The following is a 19,020-nucleotide window of genomic DNA, read 5'->3' as shown; positions in this document are numbered from 1 at the left end:
ATGCTTTACTCTTTTTCCTTTAACTCTATTAAAAAATCTTATGTAATCTGTGAGGTAGGCAAAAGAAGGTCTGCATTTGCACCAATTAGACGAAACTTTGTAAGCCTACCGGGCTTACCTGGCGCGCATCTAGAGAGTACCGATACAGAAGTGAGAATTATTCAGCAGCCCATTGTGATAAACGGGAAAGATAGATTAGATGTGCGAAAACTTGAGGAAGACCTTGCGGATTGGTTAATAACCAAAGATCCGGTCAAACTTATTTTTGACGATGAACCTAATCGGGTATATTTTGCCGTTATTGACGGTTCGTTAAACATTGAAGACATTGCAAGGTTTGGCAAGGGAGTTATCACTTTCATTTGCCCTGACCCTTATAAATACGGTTCTGAACTAACTTTTGCATCCCAAGCGTCCCTAGAAGAAGTTAATACATTAGTAATGAACAACCCAGGGACAAGAGAATCCTACCCAGTGTTTACTATGATTGCGAAGAAACCCATCACACATTTGGATATTATCGGACCGGATGGATATATGAGGATAGGTCGCCCGGTATCTGTAGAGGAGACTGTAATCAATCCCAGAGAGTCTATTTTGAACGACACCATGTCTACATTAGTGGGGTGGACTACTGCTCACAACGTAGATGGTGGGGTTCGTACTGGAAGCTTTCAAGCAAGTAGCAAAGGTTTCTCTGTTAGTGACTATGGAACAGGCACATCATGGCACGGTCCATCCCTTCAGAAATCGTTGTCGCAACAGCTTGAAAATTTCGAAGTAGAGATGTATCTTACTCTACACTCATTAAGGAATACGGAAGTAGGGCGAGTGGAATTATATCTGCTTGATGAAAATGGACAACACATTGGAAAAGTTGCGATGAAAGACATTCTAACAGGTGATTATAGCAACCAAGTGGAGGCAAGAGTGGGACCGTTAGTAACTGGCACCTATATAGCCAGCAGAACACCAGCTAATCCTAATGACTGGTTGCCATTTAAAGGAATTATCCGCATAAGCCGTGTGGAGGGAAGATGGTTAATCTATGTCGCAAATATTGCAACCCGTCACCGTGGTCCTCTAAGTGGAACGTATTTGGAATCAGGAGATTTAAAGAAACTTGCAGCTATACAAGTTCACATTGGAGTGAGCAAGGATAGGTTACCGTCTAAGATGGAGATTCATTATGTAAAGGTAAATAAACGAAACGTCATAACAGATGATAATGTCCCTTATATCGCTCAAGCTGGAGATGAAATTATTATTGACCATAGAAATGATTCCATCCTTGTGAACGGTGAGGAAATGCAAAAACTTAAAGGAGACTTCTATGCGTCTTTCTTCCCCATTCAAAGTGGAGATACTGCCTTAGTAATCTCACCAGGTGATGCAGTGGATATTGAAGGGAAAGTAAGGGGGGCTTACCATTAGTCAGATTCACTTTTTAGACCATCAAACAGACGAGATACTTTGCACATTGGTAAACAAGGTGAATTCCCCTGCCTTTTTCGATGATAGCCACGTAGAGAACATTAAGAACCTAGAAACCTATGACTTTAGTATGTTAGCAACCATTCCAGCTGCAGCACATGCAACTAAACGAAATCGAGTAATCATTCTGGATGATGACGGGAACTTACGGGAATTTATCATCCTGGAAACGGCTCAAAGAGATAAGAAAAAAAAGATAAAGACAGTGGCATCTTACATCGAACTGAAGAAGAGCAAGCGTATCTCTCCGGTGGTCCTAGAATCTCAAACAGTCAACATGGGCTTGGATTGGACGTTAGCAGGAACGGGATGGCAACGTGGGATTACAGAGTACGCTGGCATACGAAAAGTAACGATTGACGGGTACAAGGATCCGTACCAAACGCTCAAACAATTAGCTAGTTTGTTTGAGTTAGAGCTTCGTTTCCGCATTGTCGTAGATGGCAGCCGTATTGTTGGTAGATACGTAGACATGATTAAGCGCAGGGGCGAGGACACCAAAAAAGAAACAAGACTTGGGAAGGACCTAATAGGTGTCGAGCGAATTGAAAACTCCGACATTGTAACTGCTTTGAGGGTACTTGGCCCTGAGCTTGAAGATGGCAGCCGATTAGTTGTCGAAGTGAAAAACGAAGAAGCTAAACAACGTTGGGCGAGAGATGGCGAACACCTATGGGAAGATTATGAGCCATCCATAAGTGAGGATAACCTAACAGTTGAACGGTTGACAGAGCTTGGGGAAGCACAGCTGGCAAAGAGGATAAACACCACGGTACAGTACACAGCTGACGTTGTTTCAATGGAGGAAATATTCGGGTACACACACGAGAAAGTTCGTTTAGGTGATACCAATAGGATAAAAGACACCTCTTACTCCCCACCTCTTTACTTGGAAGCAAGAGTCATTGAGATACACCGATCTATATCAGCCGGAAAAGTAAAGAGAAAGTATGTCCTTGGAGATTTTATTGAATATGCAGAAGAAGATTTGATGAAAACCTTTCTGCAGTTACAACAAATTTATGGAGCAAAAGTTATCCGGAGTGACACACCTCCACCTATTCCAAAAGCAGGAATGCTATGGGTAGATACGAGTGGAGAGCGTGATGTCATTTATACTTGGAATGCTGCTTCTCAACAATGGGATAAGGCCACTCCAACCTTTGCAGAAGAGGTTGGGGCATATGACAAGGAAACGGTAGATTCCAAAGACCAAAGTGTTTATGACGATTCTACCTGGTACACCGACATTGTTGCAGAGGAAAAGAAACAACAAGCAATTGGTGAAAGTAAAAGCTATACCAATGCAGAGTTGGAAGCTAAAAGTTTAGCGCTTGAAGCCAGTATGGACGTTATCAGGAATGACCTTTTAGCAGTCGAACAGCAAGCACAGGAATCTATTACCCAGATCATCACCGTTCAAGACCAATCTATTCTGGACATTAGTAATCTGCAAACAAGAGCTGATAACCTCCTTACTTTAGCAGAAACGAATAAAGCTGATTTAGTAGCGGCCAACGGAAAAATTGTGACGGTAGAACAAAACATCAATACGCTTGAAGGTAGCATGGTGACTACCATTGACCAATTGACAAGCATTGATGGAATAGTCTCACAGCAACAAACTACCATTGAGAATCACGCTGGCCTAATATCTGAAAAAGCTAGCCAAACTACAGTAAATACTCTCACCGGACGAGTTACGACAGTAGAAGGAAGTTACCAAACTTTAGCCGGACAGGTGACATTGAAAGCAAACTCAGCAGATGTTTATACCAAGTCTCAAATGAATACGGAACTGGGGAAGAAAGTAGATACAACTATCTACAACAATAAAGTGGCTCAACTTGATGTAAGCATTAATGGGATTCTGAACCGAGTTTCTGACACAGAAGTTTCTATAGATGACTTAAGTGGGGAAATTACAATCACTAAGCAGAGTGTTGCTACATTAGATATTAAAGCAAATGGGATTGTATCGGATGTGAGCCTTCTTACTCAAACCGTTACTAATCAGGGTAATCAAATTACTAGTGCGAACAGTACTATTTCTCAGCTATCTGATCAAATTACCCAGAGAGTAACTAAAACGGAGTTTAATGCTTTGGAAATTGGTGGGCGTAATTTGCTAGAAAATAGCAAATCACTGTACATGTTATCCAATAATAATAGTGTTTATCCAATAGAAGACCAAGCATATAGTGGGATAAGGAGATTCCGTCGTGTTGCGGGTACAAATAACGCGATTTCATGTTATACTCCTTCATTTGTTACTACAATCGTGGGAGAAACTTATACCGACTCTATAAAAGTAAAACCGGATAAAGATATCACTTTAAGATTGTATAACGGAACCAGCAAACTATGTAAGGCTGGTATATGGACTACATTATCCTTTACTTATGTTGCAACTGCGACAAGCACTAGATACTTTGGAATTTATGGTGACAATGGGTATGTCGGAGGTGTAGCAGTCTGGATAGAGTATAAAGAAGCAAAGACTGAAAAAGGTAATAAAATCACTGACTGGTCTCCCGCGCCAGAAGACGTACAAGGTCAAATTGATGGACATACAGGAAGAATCACAACTGCAGAGAGTAGTATTCAACAACAAGCAGGGCAGATTGCCAGTAAAGTAAGTCAAATATCTTACGATACGGACAAGGCTGGAATCGTTAGTAGACTCAATACTGCTGAAAGCACTATTACACAACAAGCTGGTTTGATTGAACAGCGCGTGACGACTACTACTTATAATGCTGGAATTTCAGGAAAAGAGGATACAGTATACAAACAAACAACCGCGCCATCCCATTTGAATGGTCGGTTATGGGTGGACACTTCGAAGACGCCTAATATTTTGTATAGAAGCACAGGGAGTGCATGGGTGAAAGCTACACCAACTACCGCTGGTGAAGTGAGTGCATATTCCTCATCTGATGGTACCGCCTTAGCTAGTCGTATAACCACAGCTGAAGCATCAATCACTACACAAGCAGGGCAAATACAGTCGAAAGCTTCGCAAACCTCAGTCGATACCTTAACCGGTAAGGTAAGTACGGCTGAATCGACAATCACACAACATGCTTCGGCTATCAATCTTAGAGTAGAAAAAAATGGTGTTATTTCGTCTATAAATCAATCTTCCGAAAGTATAAGGATAGCAGCTAACAAAATTCACATCGACGGGAGTGTAATATTTGCAAATGGGTATGACCCTACAGGGAAAATTTCAGAAATGGGCAGAAAAACTTCTGGAACGGGTTCCTCATACGGCAACCAATGGACGAAAATCGGGACGTTGAGTATAAAAGCCCAATATCATGCAGGAGATGTAGACATACACATCACAGGGAGTGGTAGTTCAAATGGTGATGGACGATGGGCGATTTTACATTGGCGTGTCAAACAGCAAGCACCTTTAGGCCAACTACCTTTTCACTCAATTGAATATGGAAGTGGCACCTATATAAAGCCAGAACACTTCAAATCCATCATTGTTACAAATACTACATCTGAAACAATAGCAGAATTGTGGATTAAGATTCCATCAACATATGAGAACTATGTTTATACCACTTCGAATATAGCGTATGCCGGAGGAGGCGGTACATTTACGTGGATCGAAAACTCTTCATTTGTTGTGGAAGGTAGTTTGCCAACTGGGAATACAGTAAAAGGGACAGATAAAAGTCATAATCCAACTACAAGTACAGTTGATGGTTGGCGAATGACAGGGAAAACAACAATTAATGGCGGACGAATTGAAACTGATACTATCACAGCAGTCCAGATAAAAGCCAATGAGATTTCAGTGGTCCATATTAAGGACTTAAACGGCCTAAATATTAACAATCAGTTCGTTGTGGATAGTTCTGGTAACGTAACCCTTAAAGGTAAGCTCGAAGGAGTAACAGGAAGTTTTTCTGGAAGTGTTTCAACTTCCGGAGCAGGCGGTAGTATCGTGTTATCTGGAGATAAATTAACCAGTTCCAATTCTTCTTGGACAAGTGAAATCACAGGTGGCAGGATGGTCTCTAGGCTTGGGACAGAAAGTGGTCTATCCACTACATTAAATCCAAATGGGGTTTTTCATAAACGCGATAACAGAACAATTTTTGCTTTAACTGACCGATTAGAAAATGGTAGGTATACTGCAGATCTTTGGGCGGAACAAGCTGATTCATTCGATTTAAAGGTAGGAAATTCGGGTGGAAATCCTATAGCGCGTTTTGGTTTTACTACTAGCACGGATGGACATTCCGTCTTACGAATAGGCAATGTATCCATTAAAGGTCTGGCTACAACAGCTAAAGTACAGATACGTGACTACAATGATAGTGTATATTCCGATTTACAGGTTGGAGCTTTCCAATATCAATCTATGAGTCAATTTTCTCGCAGGGATTACAAGAAGAATATATCAGATGTGGTTATCAATCCTCTTTCATTCTTGAACGAGTTGACCTTTAAAGACTTCCACTACAAAGAACAGTCCGATTTTGATAGGAAGCATCTTGGTTTAATCTTGGATGAAACCGACCCATATTTTCATGATGCCACTGGTGAGGGAATAGACACACTCCGGTTGTTACACGTAAATACGATGGCTATCCAAGACTTGGACAAGCGTGACAATCAACAACATCTTGAGATTGAAGCACTAAAGAAACAAGTGGCTGCGCAACAACAGCGTATTATTGCACTGGAAAACCAAAAAGCATCTTAAACAGACAAGGAGAAATCTTTGTCTGTTTTTTATTAACTTAAAATGGAGGAATACATGATGAAAGTAACGATTAAAAAAGGTTTAATGGTCCCTATTGCAAATTTTATGTATGAAATTGAGCTTGTGAGAAAGCAATCCAGAATGAGACGACAGCTTATCAAAATCTTGAACGAACATGAGGAAACACTCAAGGATGATAAACGTCACATGCTTGAGGAACATTCCAAGAAAGACGAAGAAGGAAAAGCCCTTATTAACGATGGCCAATATCAACTTACAGATAAGGACGCCTTTACAAAAGATTTAAAAGAATTAACCGAAGAAGAGATTGTCATTGAAGGGGAAGGGAATCGGGAGATGATTCGTTCCATCCGATCTACCCTAAAGAAACTAGAGGACAATGTATATAAAGGCTCTGATTCGGAGATTTACGACTACCTATGTGATCAATTCAGTGTGGATGAACTTGAAGGAGGTGAAAACTAATGCCAACAATCAAAATCCAAATTTCCCAAACTGCCTATTTGTATAATCAAGAAACTGGTGAAGTGGATGCAGTACATGTGCATTTTCACGGGTTTAACCAGGACAGAACTATCAACGTAAATGGGTTTATTCCTTTTACATTGGAAGAATTTCAGGGCAATGAGAGTCTAACTGTGCTAGCCGGGTTGGTAAGGCAGCAACTTGTGGCGCAATTATCAACAGAGTAATAGAAAAAGAAAAAAGGGGCAGAAATGCCTCTTTTAATGTTAGGGGGCGTCAAGTTGTTGTCATTGGAGGAGGAGCGAATGAGGGAGCAAGATGTAAGAGAAATGAAGGACGGAATTAAAGACATACAAAAGACCCTCCACGAAGTTGATAAAACGGTGTTCAGTCACACGGAGAAGTTTGAAAATCTTCGCAACGTAAAAGAAATGGCCGAACGTACGGACGAAAGCGCTAAGTCAGCTCACAAACGTATTGATAAGGTAGAGGACGATATAAAAAAGCAATTTGATGAATTTAAGGAACTGGTCGAAAATTCTAATAAAATGCATGAGGACAACTATAAAGGCATGAAGGCTTTCGCGTGGAAAGTCTTTTTTCTTTTTGCCACACCATTTGCAGCTGGATTCGGTGCTTTTTGCTGGATCATTTTTAAAAATGGATTAAGAATTGGAGGAAATTGATTATGTACACAAAACCACAAACATGGAAAGACTGGGGTATTTTATTAAGCGCTTGGGGTTCTGCGGTTGCTATCTTTCTAACTGCATTATTTGGATGGGATTTAGAGAAGTATGTAGGTCCCTTTGTAGCAGCTATCATGATGACAGCATTCCTTGCCTGGAACCTATGGGGAATATGGAAGAACACATATGTCAGCAAGAAAGCTCAACAAATGAAAGAGAACGCATTAAAATGCAAGGATTAGTCAAGAAGTAAAGCTGCCACTTGTGGTGGCTTTTTATTTTGGGGAGGTGAGGGAGATGTAGAAAATAGATTTTTAGTCTTAAAGGAGAAGTTATATATCAAAACAAAAATTTATGAGGTGATGAAGAATGTTAAAAGTATTTATTGATCCTGGTCATGGTGGAACAGACCCAGGTGCAGTCGGTAATGGTCTACAGGAAAAGAACTTAACTTTGCAAATTGGCACGCGAGTAAGAGATATGCTCGTTAATGAGTATAACGATGTTTCTGTATTAATGAGCCGTACTGGTGATCAAACTCTATCGCTTACTCAACGAACAAACGCAGCCAATGCTTGGGGAGCAGATTTCTTACTATCCGTCCATATTAATGCAGGTGGTGGAACCGGGTATGAAGATTTCATTTACCCAGGAGTAGGAGCCCCAACAACCACATATCAGAACCTAATTCATGAGGAAATTATGAAGCTCGTAAACTTCCGAGATCGTGGAAAGAAGACAGCAAATTTCCATATGCTGCGTGAATCTAACATGCCAGCTCTACTAACCGAGAATGGATTTGTGGATAATGCGGAAGATGCAGCAAAGCTTAAAACAGCTTCTTTTATTGAGAATGTTGCCCGTGGCCATGTGAATGGGATTGAACGAAGCTTTGATCTGACAAGAAAAACATCGGCCGTCTATCATACTGTAGTTTCAGGTGACACGGTTTATTCTTTAAGTCAACGATATGGCAGCACGGTCCAACAAATAAGAGACTGGAATAACCTCGATAGCAACTATACAATTGTTGTTGGCCAAGTACTATTGGTTGCGGGTGGGCCGAGCACTATTAGCAACACCTTCAAGGTAGCTCAAGGAAATTTACAAACTGATAGTATTGTTGAATACTTGAATTCCATTAATCAAGATTCTTCTTTTGCGAATCGGGAAAGGTTAGCGAAGAGATATAGTATCAATAATTACAAAGGGACTGCAGTACAGAACACTCAATTGCTGAATAAACTACGAAACTAAAATGAAAAGCCCTTCTCAATAGAGAGGGGCTTTAATAAATATAAATGAGGTGTTAATTATGTCTTTTATAAATGATGTTATTAATCTAACTCAAGGTCAATTATTAATTAAATATTGGTATGTCTGGATTACCGTTGTAATTATTTTTTTTCTGCTACTGAAATTTAATAACAAAAAATAAGTGATTATTCTAAGCAGAATTTACAAAATACTTGCCCAAAGGAACTAATACTGACGATTTCGTTAAGCATATTATCTAAACCACTACCGATAGTCATGCTACCTTGTCCAGTTTGTACAAAACCGTGTGATTTTAACTTCCCTATTGCCCCAACGATAGCATATTGATTAATGCCTGGTTTTTCTATAGCCCCAACACGAATATTAGAGCCATAATTATGATTTAAAAAAATTAATACTTCACATTCTAGTAAGCTCATTCCTCCTAATGTTTCAAGGAAAAACTTCCTCTCATCAAAGTTATTTGTTACAGGATTTATCAAAGTGTTTTTGAGATATTTTTTAAAGTATTCACGTTTTTGTGAAGTATGTTCTCTTTCTAAGGCTTCATTAAACTCTTCCATTATTGCAATAATTGCATCAGTATTATGCTCTTGGAAATCTTTAAATCCCTCTTTAAACCCTTCAAACTCAGCATATATTTCTTGATAAAAAGACTCGATTCTTTTAAATCTCTTCTCTTGTTTGGATCCGAAATAAGCAGTGGCCATTGCACCACCTACATAAGGTATTAATTGCATTCCTGATTGGACTGCTATTTCGAATTTGTCTTTTCCATATAATTTATCGCTCATAAACTCTTCTCCTTATCTATTGTAGGTTTACTGAAGGATGTATAGGATTTAACAACAACAGCATTTCCAATCCCGTCATATTAGGCAACTTTTCAAAAAAGTCTTTAGCTTCCTTGTATTTTTTAAACATAAATGCCTCTAGCTCTAAAACTATGTAATAACTTTCTGTATTGGTATCCTTTTGAATTCTGTATAGTCTAATCACTATTTCTTTCGAGAATTGGTTAAACCCTTTGGACAAAATTAAAACCCCTACACCAGGGTGCGAAGGACTAATTGCTGTCCCTTCAATCTGCATACCCTTTAACATTTCCTTTGGCACTTCAACTTTTACATCATTTAACCACATAATCATCCCCCCCATATTTACTATATTTCGACAATATAACAAATAATTCCTTTCTGATTTCCAAATAATATAAAAAGACAACCATCCTAAATGGAGGTTGTATCTATTTATATCTAAAATTATTAATCTACGACTAAAAAATGCTCCAGTTCTGAGCTCACTATTGGATAAACATAAGTAAATACTTCTATGGCAAACTGTACTTTTAATCTTCCTCCTAAATAATAACCTGATTGATCAACATAGGTGGAAGTAGCATCACTCGAGCTGTGGCCATTAGAAATTATAAATTGATTCTGCTTTCTTCCCTCCCCTTGATAATATTCAATCTCATGTTCTCTCATATTCCTGAGGTCTCTAATTTCAGGTAAATCGTTATCAATTTTTATTAAGAGTTCCTTAAGAACAGCATTATATCGGGTACCTAACTTAATCCAATCTCTAGCTTTATTCAAGGAGATGATTAGAAAATATTCTTTAGTTCTTGATTTATCCCAAATTTCATCAAGTTGTTTTTTTATCGTTACAGGATTATTTCTTATTATTTGTATTAATTTAGATTGTTTTTTTTGAAGTTCAATTATCTCTTTCGCTTCATCTAATACAGCTTTGGACCATATCTTAGCTTCCCATAAAGACATATATTTCAAACCTTGGTCTTGGGTATCATGCATTTTTAAATTTCCTTTCTAAAGAAAAGTTAATAAATTTATTTAATCCTCGGCAAGTAGCCTTACCAGCAACTCTCCTGTCAACCTTAGCTTTTCCCACAGCATTTACATCTCCAAAATGTTTGGCTAATGTGTAAAAAAACCTCTTATTATAAGTTATTCGTAAAATCACTCGTTGACTTCATATTATCATGCCAAGCGCTGATGTGTAATTTTATTATTCCCTTTCTTATACAATTACCATTTCTGATAATCTTTAAAGATCCACCGGCAGTTTGCCACTTGCCAGCATACTCATGTTCCCCATCAACATAGTAGTTTTTTCTTCCTTCCTCTTTCTTTAGAATACCAACAAGTCCATTTTCAGGATTTCTTATTAAATCCTCAACTTCAATTTTATTTCTCAAACACTATCACTCTCTTTAACTTCGACTCTATCGTCTAACTTTACCCAAATTCGTTCAATTGGTCGATTTAACTCTGTGGCTATGGCATAGGCTATCTCAAAACTCGGGAGACTCCTTTCGGTTACCAGGGCGCTTAAGGCTGTCGTACTCAATCCTATCTTCTTAGCAAACTTGATCTGGGTAAAGGTAGGACTCTTCATTTTCTCCTCAGCAAACATCAATCGTAAATTACATGTAAATCCTTTTATCGGCATCGTAACACCCCCACATATTCCATTCAACATCCACAAAAGCAATTCCTTTTATAAGAGTGAAGTGCACAAATAAAAAATGTAATCTAAGTTGTAATAATATAAGTCCGCTTACATAGATTTAATTAAAGGCGTACAAAAGACGCTAAATAGACGTAAGGAGGGGATTTTGTTAATGAAGATGACTAAAGAGTTAGCAGAAGTCTTATTGACGCGTACAGACGTATATCTAGCGTCTGAGGGGCACACATTGCTTTTAGAAATAGTGGAGGAGGTGACGTCCGATAATGGTGTACCGTCCAACAGTAAGGTATCATGACGTCTTTCGAAAGTATGTGGATGACCTAAACAAGGTGACGTCTTTAGATCGTAACCAAATTATTAGAGCTGCATTATTCACGGCTGCCTTTTCTCCACAATTTCAACAGCTTATGAAACCCTATTTCTATGATCAAGAGGGAGGGATTGGCGTCCCTTTACCGCAACCTAAATGGTCCTTGAGGGAGGCTAAATATTGGTTGGAGCAAAATGCGGAAATATACGGACAAAATGCGGTAAAAGACGTCCCTACTCCCGCCTTAGAGTCGCAAGGGGAGGGGAGGAGAATAGAGATAAAAAACAGAGGTGGCATTAGCCTCTCCCTCCCCGGGTGAGATAGTTACACTGTAACACGGATGACATTGTCAATTGGTAATGACATTTTAGGAGGTTATGAGAGTGATAGAGGGGAAGGGGCTAGGTGGAAAGAAGGTAAATAGAGTTGGAATCTCATTGAATAATAGTTACCAGAAGAAACTAAATAGGCTGGCCATTGCTTGTCAGACTAAACCAACTACCTTGGCCGGTATGATTGTTGAGAGGTGTCTGGATGACGCCACAATGGTAGAACAGCTGCAGAATGAATTGGGTGTCTTTGAGGCGTATAGGGTACTGCTATTTAAAAGTCATGATGAAAGTGACGTCAAATATTTACTAAAGGGAGAGACGTCCATATGGAGTTAGTAAGCCTTATCACTGGAGTACTGGCGACGTCTTTTGCAGTATGCTTATTTAGTAACCAGAAAGACGCCCAGGAAAGGCTTGTGGATGATGATCAAATGGGGATTCCTAGACGTCTTGTAACATTATCATGCCAATCTTGTAGAAAACTTAAACATCACAGGGAAATCCAAGAGAACTTATTTGTGTGTACAAAATGTAGACGGCATATTGATTTGAGGTAGGGAATGTAATGGTATTTTAGAATATAAATAGAGCAACCTGATGTCGGTTGCTCTATTCGTATTTAAGTAAATTATATATGCCTTTACTTGAATACAAAAAATCAGGTTCTTCACCAGCAAACTGTCTTTATTGGAAGTTTGAATGCAAGCATCGTGCATCCTCGCGAGGTGTTCAAGGAAGCTTTCAGGCGATCAGCGGCATCCTTCATTTGTATCCATAATCATCCATCTGGAGACCCAGCTCCTAGTCGTGAAGACATAGATGTGACGAAACGACTCAGTGAATGCGGAAAGCTCATTGGCATAGAGCTTTTGGACCATTTAATCATTGGAGATCAGAAATTCATCAGTTTGAAAGAAAAAGGCTATGTGTAAGTACTATGCTTTTTTCATATCCTACGCTATAATATTACTCATGAGTTTGGAAGGATAACCTTCTTAATCCATCAAATTTCTACAATAAACGTTATCCACATGTTAATGAAAATATATGGGCATGCTTCGTCCGTTTAATCACTTTTCATTTACCACTATTACGCATTAGTATCAGAAAGGGAGATACACTTATATGTTTGGAACGAGAGATCTTGGTATTGACTTGGGAACAGCCAATACATTAGTTTTTATTAAAGGAAAAGGGATTGTTGTGCGTGAGCCGTCAGTTGTGGCGCTGCAAACCGACACACGATCCATTGTTGCGGTCGGGAACGACGCAAAGAACATGATCGGTCGTACCCCGGGGAATGTTGTCGCATTGCGTCCGATGAAAGACGGAGTTATTGCGGACTACGAAACAACGGCAACGATGATGAAATATTATATTAAACAAGCGTTAAAAAACAAAAGTTCCTTTTCTCGCAAGCCATACGTGATGGTATGTGTACCATCCGGGATTACAGCGGTAGAAGAAAGAGCGGTAATTGATGCCACTCGCCAAGCTGGCGCGCGTGACGCGTACCCAATCGAAGAACCGTTTGCAGCTGCAATTGGTGCGAATCTTCCGGTTTGGGAACCAACTGGAAGCATGGTGGTGGATATCGGTGGAGGTACTACAGAAGTTGCCATCATTTCACTTGGTGGAATTGTTACTAGCCAGTCCATCCGTGTTGCTGGTGATGAAATGGATGATGCGATCATCGCTTACATCCGTAAAAACTATAACTTGATGATCGGGGAACGCACAGCGGAAGCGTTGAAGCTTGAAGTTGGTTCTGCAGGAGATCCAGAAGGCATTGAACCAATGGATATCCGTGGCCGTGACCTATTGACAGGTCTACCTAAAACGGTAGAAATCACTGCTAAAGAAGTGGGAGAAGCGTTAAAGGATACAGTAACGGCTATCGTTGATTCTGTAAAAGCCACATTAGAGCGCACTCCACCAGAGTTAGCGTCTGATATTATGGACCGTGGAATTGTACTTACTGGGGGCGGAGCTTTACTTCGCAACTTAGATAAAGTAATCAGTGAAGAAACGAAAATGCCGGTTATCATTGCTGAAAACCCATTGGATTGTGTTGCTATCGGAACAGGGAAAGCATTAGATTATATTGATGAGTTTAAAAAGAAATCAAGAGATTATCGCTAAGTAGGTGTTAAGTCATGCCACAATTTTTCCTCAATAAAAGGTTGATTATTTTGTTGGTGAGCTTAATTTTTCTGGTGGCATTGATTGGTTTCTCTTTAAAAGAACGGGACGATTTGACATGGCCTGAACAGTTTGTAAAAGACACAACAGGCTTTGTCCAATCTATCTTTTATAGGCCCGCACATGTTGTCGCGGGTTTCTTTGATAATGTAGGATATCTAAAGGATACGTATGAAGAGAATAAAGTGCTGCGTGCTAGACTAGAAGAATATGCTCTCTTAGAAACGAAAGTCCAAAAGCTAGAACAAGAAAATGAAGAATTCCGCGAAGTGATCGGCGAACTCGATTCACTGAGCGATTATGAACCAAAACCAGCCACAGTGATTGGCAGAAATCCAGATCAATGGGTCGAACAAATTACACTGAATAAAGGTAAGCAAAATGGCGTGGAAAAAGATATGGCCGTTATCACATCAGGCGGTCTGATCGGTAAAATCAAGCAAGCCAATGCTTTCACTTCTACTGTGCAATTATTGAGTTCATTGGATCCTAAGAATCGAATCTCTGCATACATACAAGGAGAAGAAGATATCTTCGGATTGATTGAAGGATATGATGAAGAAAAAGGTGCCCTGCTTTTAAAAAGAATTCCTCACCAAGCAGAAGTAAAAGAAGGGGAGACCGTTTTATCCTCTGGACTTGGTGGTGTATTCCCTGAAGGATTAATGATCGGGGAAGTAACAGAAGTAGTGGCAGATGAGTATGGATTAACGCAAATGGCCTATGTGAAGCCTGCAGCTGATTTCTATGACATCAACCAAGTAATGATAGTTAAACGAACACTAATATCAGGTGATGAACCAGTCGAATCAGAAGAAGAAGCAACTGAAGAGGGGGGCTCTGAGTGAGAAAATATGTCTTACCAGCCCTGCTTCTTTTCTTGTTTATCCTGGAAAGCATGAGTGTCGACTTCTTTGGACTGCACAGTTTTCATGAAGAGTGGATTATTGTGCCGAGGTTTATGCTGATTGTCATTGTTTTATGTGCCATCTACACTAGCCCGTATGTAGGTTTGATTTGCGCGATGCTCTTCGGCTTTTTGTACGATGTGGTTTACACAGAAATTTTAGGTGTGTACCTGTTTGCATTCGGAATATCCGTCTATATCGTGTCTAGTATCTTACGATTTGTGAATACAAACTACTTGATCTCCTTCCTAATGGTGTTGGTGTCCATCTCTATTACAGAGCATCTCGTATTTGGCATTCACTCCCTAATCGGAACCACAGAATTGACACATTCCGACTTCCTATCCATGCGCATGGTACCAACACTCATCTTCAATGCCATCATCGCATTACTCCTGCTCTTCCCAATCAAACTGTTCATGGAACGCCTGGCAATCGAGCAGAAAGATGAGTTGACTTAAACTTTGTAAGTGGTTCTATTAAAGTTTAAAAGATTTCCCTGTAGATTGGAGTGCAAGGGGTGAGACTCCTACGGGAGGTAGCGGTAGACTTGAGACCCTACAGGCGAAGCCGAGGAGGCTCAAGCACCGCCCCTTGGAAAGCGAACCCCTGGAACGAAAATCAACAGGAGTAAAATGGAATCGTATAAATTTAGGAGTTTCCTAAAAAAGCCCAATCCCTATCAAATGGGACGGGCTTTTCCATTACATACTAATTCTAGCAATCTTTTTTTATTTTATGAGTATAGGAAAAAAGGAAATAGAAGGACGATGTCGAATTATATACTTGTTGAGGTGAACGTCGTGAATAGACAAAAACAACAGTATGTAACCATTAAGGGCACAAAAGAGGGCCTAACCCTGCATCTCGATGATACATGCTCATTTCAAGAGCTTTTAGCTGAAATAGAAGCAAAACTAACGTCGAATAGCAATCCAGACGAAACCCCGCTCCTAGGAGTACGTTTAAAAGTAGGGAATCGTTTTCTAACCAATAAGCAACAAGAAAAACTACGAGATGTAATACGAAGCAAGAAAAATTTTATCGTAGAAGACATCGAAAGCAATGTCGTCACAAAAGAACAGGCCATTCAGTGGAAAAAGGAATCAGAAATTGTTCCTGTTGCACGGATGATCCGTTCAGGACAAGTCCTTGAGGTAGAGGGAGACCTTCTCCTCATTGGCGATGTGAATCCTGGTGGAACAGTGAAGGCAGGCGGCAATGTCTTTATTCTTGGTGCATTGCGCGGCAGCGCGTATGCAGGACTTCAAGGGAAAAAAGATGCCGTCATTGCAGCGAGCTTAATGAAGCCAACCTTGCTTTCAATCGATAACACGATAAACCGCGCTCCAGATTTAAGTGAGCAACTAGAAGGAAGCAGTGAAATGGAGTGCGCCTATATAAATGATCAAGATCAAATTGTCATAGACCGCTTACAATTGCTTTCACAACTAAGACCGATGTTAACACGGCTTGAAAGGAGAATGTAACAAGTGGGAGAGGCTATCGTAATTACTTCTGGTAAAGGTGGAGTCGGCAAGACAACAACTTCTGCAAATATCGGGACGGCTCTTGCCTTGCAAGGAAAAAGAGTATGTTTAGTAGATACAGATATCGGGCTTAGAAACCTCGATGTTGTCATGGGACTTGAAAACCGTATTATCTATGACCTGGTGGACGTGATTGAAGGACGTTGTAAAACGCACCAGGCCTTAATCAATGATAAACGCTTTGAATGCTTAAAGCTTTTGCCGGCTGCTCAAACAAGTGACAAGTCGGCGGTAAAACCTGAACAGATGAAGAAACTAGTTGCAGAGCTAAAGCAAGACTATGATTATATTATTATAGATTGTCCTGCAGGAATCGAACAAGGCTTTCAAAACGCCATTGCCGGCGCCGACAGAGCCATTGTCGTCACCACTCCTGAAGTTTCCTCTGTTAGAGACGCAGACCGAATTATCGGATTGCTTGAAAAAGAAGAAAATATGGAACCACCAAGGCTTGTCGTTAACCGTATCCGTAACCACATGGTGAAGAACGGTGAGATGTTAGATGTTGATGAAATTGTATCCATCCTGGCAATCGATATTATTGGAATCGTAGCAGACGATGACAGTGTCATCCGTGCCTCCAACAGCGGCGAACCAATCGTTATGGATACAACAAGCAAAGCATCCATTGCCTATCGCAACATCGCAAGACGAATCCTAGGTGAATCCGTTCCACTACAATCCCTTGAAGATGAAAACAAGGGAGTTATGTTTAAAATTAAAAAATTCTTTGGTGTACGTTAAGGAATATGTGAAGTCGTCTCTTTTATTGTGACGGCTTTATTTTATTTTTGAGAGAAAACTGGGCTTTTAATAAAAACCGTGCCCTCCGTCATATCCTCCCGGGACAAGTCATAAAATGGTACAAACCTATTTGCGGGAAGGGTGTTTGTATGAACGATCGGATAGCGGAAATAAAGAGACGAGCCGCAAAGAGAAGACGGCAGCGGCAGAATCAGTTGGCGAAAAGGAACAATTTAGGATCATCGCAACAGTTGGTCCGGGATGAGGAAAGGTATGGGGGTTCTAGTTACACCTCTTATGAAGGGGGACCTGATGGAGGTGGGGGGCATCCGTTGTTCAACAAGGAGCTTTTCCTGTTTAAGATTTTGGCATCGGCGATTCTTGTGCTGGTGGTAGCCATCATGTTTCAGAATCCCACAAGTACTTTTGAAAAGCCGCGTCAGTTTGTTTCTAAAACGATGGAGCAGAGTTTTCAGTTTGCAGCGTTCACTTCTTGGTATGAGGAGAAATTCGGAAAATCGTTGGCGTTGTTGCCATTGCCGAAAAGTACCGATCAGCCAAACGTCAATGCGGATGATTATGTCATACCGGCTTCTGGACGAGTTTTCGAAAGTTTTGAAGCGAATGGCCAAGGTGTGATGGTGGAAACAATGGCTCATTCAAATGTAGAGGCGATGAATGGTGGGTTTGTATCGTTTGTAGGGAACAGAGAGGATACAGGCAAGACGATTATCATCCAGCATCCAGATGATAGTTATACGTGGTATGGGCAGCTTGGTGAAGTAGATGTGAAGCTATTTGATTTTATTGAAACAGGCGACGTGCTCGGGAAGACCACGGTCCTAGAAGATGGTTCCAAAGGGATGTTTTATTTTGCCATCCAAAAAGATAATGAATTTATCGACCCTATGCAGGTGATCTCATTTGAATAATAAATGGCTGAGGCTAGTACAGAAGATTCATGTACATCCACTAATGTGGTTTCTCGCCGGGTTGGCCATTTTAACGGCGAATTTCCGGGAGCTGCTTATATTATTTTTTATTGTATTTATCCATGAATTGGGCCATGGGATTGCGGCAACTCACTATAATTGGCGCATCAAACAGGTGTTGTTGCTGCCATTTGGCGGGGTTGCCGAAATGGAGGAGCATGGAAACCGTCCGTTAAAAGAGGAATTGGTTGTGACGCTTGCTGGTCCTCTGCAGCATGTTTGGCTTTCAGCAGGCGCATTTCTTCTTTTTAAGCTAGGCTATCTTTCTGCTGGTATGTGGGAAATGTTTTTTACTTTTAATATCATGATTTTCCTCGTGAACCTTTTGCCAATCTGGCCGTTGGATGGTGGAAAAATCATGGGGTTGTTGTTTAGCCGTACATCCGCTTTTGCGCAGGCGCATGAGCGAACGTTACAAGCTTCCTTTGTGTTCTTGGCGCTTTTTTGTGCAACATATCTGGTTATTGACCCGTTGCACATTAATATATGGATCATCACAGTGTTCCTGTTTTTTTCCTTATATACAGAGTGGAAACAGCGGCACTTTGTCTTTATGCGCTTTTTGATGGAACGTTATTATGGAAAGAATAATTCGTTTTCAACGATTACGCCGATTGTTGTGGATGAAAAAGAGAAGATTCACCAAGTGCTTCAAAAGTTTAAAAGGGACTGCAAGCACAATATTATTGTAATGAAAGGAAAGGACAAACAGCCTCCGCTTGACGAAAATGAACTGCTGCATGCTTATTTCAAGGAGAAGTTGACGACAATTGATATAGGAGATATCCTGTATTCATACTAAAAACTTCA

General features: G+C 40.2%; 21 protein-coding genes and 1 pseudogene. 17 read left to right on the top strand and 5 right to left on the bottom strand.

Going from position 1 to position 19,020, the window contains the following annotated elements:
* The 7 genes from HF078_RS06800 (at position 1) to HF078_RS06770 (ending at position 8,655) form a co-directional block, all read left to right on the top strand.
* Positions 1–1,434, top strand: a complete 1,434-nt coding sequence (locus HF078_RS06800; protein WP_169290441.1) for a distal tail protein Dit — start codon at positions 1–3, stop codon at positions 1,432–1,434.
* A gap of 46 nt (positions 1,435–1,480) precedes the next feature.
* On the top strand, positions 1,481–6,223 hold the full coding sequence (locus HF078_RS06795; protein ID WP_169290440.1) for a phage tail spike protein: 4,743 nt from the start codon (positions 1,481–1,483) through the stop codon (positions 6,221–6,223).
* Positions 6,224–6,277: 54 nt separating this feature from the next.
* A complete protein-coding gene (locus tag HF078_RS06790; protein WP_240951688.1) occupies positions 6,278–6,709 on the top strand; it encodes a hypothetical protein in 432 nt (143 codons plus the stop codon).
* A complete protein-coding gene (locus HF078_RS06785) occupies positions 6,709–6,936 on the top strand; it encodes a hypothetical protein (RefSeq protein ID WP_169290439.1) in 228 nt (75 codons plus the stop codon). The genes HF078_RS06790 and HF078_RS06785 overlap by 1 nt, the downstream gene beginning before the upstream one ends.
* A gap of 78 nt (positions 6,937–7,014) precedes the next feature.
* On the top strand, positions 7,015–7,395 hold the full coding sequence (locus tag HF078_RS06780) for a hypothetical protein (RefSeq protein WP_169290438.1): 381 nt from the start codon (positions 7,015–7,017) through the stop codon (positions 7,393–7,395).
* A 2-nt stretch (positions 7,396–7,397) separates the two neighbouring features.
* Positions 7,398–7,640 carry a hypothetical protein gene (locus HF078_RS06775; RefSeq protein WP_169290437.1) on the top strand — a complete coding sequence of 81 codons (243 nt, stop codon included), beginning with the start codon at positions 7,398–7,400 and terminating at the stop codon, positions 7,638–7,640.
* A 127-nt stretch (positions 7,641–7,767) separates the two neighbouring features.
* Positions 7,768–8,655: an N-acetylmuramoyl-L-alanine amidase gene (locus HF078_RS06770; RefSeq protein ID WP_277350511.1), complete on the top strand. Its 888-nt coding sequence runs from the start codon at positions 7,768–7,770 to the stop codon at positions 8,653–8,655.
* A 185-nt stretch (positions 8,656–8,840) separates the two neighbouring features.
* Here the strand turns inward: HF078_RS06770 and HF078_RS06765 are convergent, their stop codons facing one another.
* The 5 genes from HF078_RS06765 to HF078_RS21260 form a co-directional block, all read right to left on the bottom strand.
* On the bottom strand, positions 8,841–9,470 hold the full coding sequence (locus HF078_RS06765) for a hypothetical protein (RefSeq protein WP_169290436.1): 630 nt from the start codon (positions 9,468–9,470) through the stop codon (positions 8,841–8,843).
* Positions 9,471–9,486: 16 nt separating this feature from the next.
* Positions 9,487–9,819 (bottom strand): hypothetical protein, encoded by a 333-nt coding sequence (locus HF078_RS06760; protein ID WP_169290435.1) that lies wholly within the window; start codon positions 9,817–9,819, stop codon positions 9,487–9,489.
* 122 nt (positions 9,820–9,941) lie between these two features.
* Positions 9,942–10,493, bottom strand: a complete 552-nt coding sequence (locus tag HF078_RS06755) for a hypothetical protein (RefSeq protein ID WP_169290434.1) — start codon at positions 10,491–10,493, stop codon at positions 9,942–9,944.
* A gap of 146 nt (positions 10,494–10,639) precedes the next feature.
* Complete coding sequence (locus HF078_RS06750; RefSeq protein ID WP_169290433.1) at positions 10,640–10,897, bottom strand: hypothetical protein; 258 nt, start codon at positions 10,895–10,897, stop codon at positions 10,640–10,642.
* Positions 10,894–11,097: a helix-turn-helix transcriptional regulator gene (locus HF078_RS21260; protein WP_481748003.1), complete on the bottom strand. Its 204-nt coding sequence runs from the start codon at positions 11,095–11,097 to the stop codon at positions 10,894–10,896. The genes HF078_RS06750 and HF078_RS21260 overlap by 4 nt, the downstream gene beginning before the upstream one ends.
* A gap of 226 nt (positions 11,098–11,323) precedes the next feature.
* Between HF078_RS21260 and HF078_RS06740 the strand changes: the two genes are divergently transcribed.
* From HF078_RS06740 to HF078_RS06695, 10 genes and pseudogenes are all read left to right on the top strand, one after another.
* Positions 11,324–11,467 carry a hypothetical protein gene (locus tag HF078_RS06740; protein WP_169290431.1) on the top strand — a complete coding sequence of 48 codons (144 nt, stop codon included), beginning with the start codon at positions 11,324–11,326 and terminating at the stop codon, positions 11,465–11,467.
* 392 nt (positions 11,468–11,859) lie between these two features.
* The gene (locus HF078_RS06735) at positions 11,860–12,150 is read left to right on the top strand and encodes a hypothetical protein (protein ID WP_169290430.1); all 291 of its coding nucleotides are present in this window, start codon (positions 11,860–11,862) and stop codon (positions 12,148–12,150) included.
* Positions 12,151–12,440: 290 nt separating this feature from the next.
* A pseudogene (gene radC, locus HF078_RS06730) lies at positions 12,441–12,746 on the top strand (RadC family protein); the annotation flags it as partial.
* A gap of 193 nt (positions 12,747–12,939) precedes the next feature.
* Complete coding sequence (locus HF078_RS06725; RefSeq protein WP_010195904.1) at positions 12,940–13,956, top strand: rod shape-determining protein; 1,017 nt, start codon at positions 12,940–12,942, stop codon at positions 13,954–13,956.
* Positions 13,957–13,970: 14 nt separating this feature from the next.
* Positions 13,971–14,864, top strand: coding sequence for a rod shape-determining protein MreC (gene mreC / locus HF078_RS06720; protein ID WP_169290429.1), 894 nt, complete (start codon positions 13,971–13,973; stop codon positions 14,862–14,864).
* Positions 14,861–15,385 (top strand): rod shape-determining protein MreD, encoded by a 525-nt coding sequence (gene mreD, locus HF078_RS06715; RefSeq protein WP_169290428.1) that lies wholly within the window; start codon positions 14,861–14,863, stop codon positions 15,383–15,385. Before mreC ends, mreD begins: the two co-directional genes overlap by 4 nt.
* Before the next feature lie 309 nt (positions 15,386–15,694).
* Positions 15,695–16,414, top strand: coding sequence for a septum site-determining protein MinC (minC, locus tag HF078_RS06710; protein WP_169290427.1), 720 nt, complete (start codon positions 15,695–15,697; stop codon positions 16,412–16,414).
* 3 nt (positions 16,415–16,417) lie between these two features.
* Entirely contained in the window at positions 16,418–17,218 is an 801-nt protein-coding gene (gene minD, locus HF078_RS06705) for a septum site-determining protein MinD (protein WP_148987777.1), read from the top strand.
* Between the two features lie 332 nt (positions 17,219–17,550).
* Positions 17,551–18,150, top strand: coding sequence for a peptidoglycan DD-metalloendopeptidase family protein (locus tag HF078_RS06700; protein WP_346775318.1), 600 nt, complete (start codon positions 17,551–17,553; stop codon positions 18,148–18,150).
* Complete coding sequence (locus tag HF078_RS06695) at positions 18,143–19,012, top strand: M50 family metallopeptidase (protein ID WP_277350510.1); 870 nt, start codon at positions 18,143–18,145, stop codon at positions 19,010–19,012. The genes HF078_RS06700 and HF078_RS06695 overlap by 8 nt, the downstream gene beginning before the upstream one ends.
* Positions 19,013–19,020: the final 8 nt, after the last annotated feature.

Source organism: Bacillus sp. RO2, assembly GCF_012911845.1.
GTDB lineage: Bacteria > Bacillota > Bacilli > Bacillales > Bacillaceae_I > Sutcliffiella_A.
This window is presented reverse-complemented; position numbering and strand designations above follow the sequence as displayed.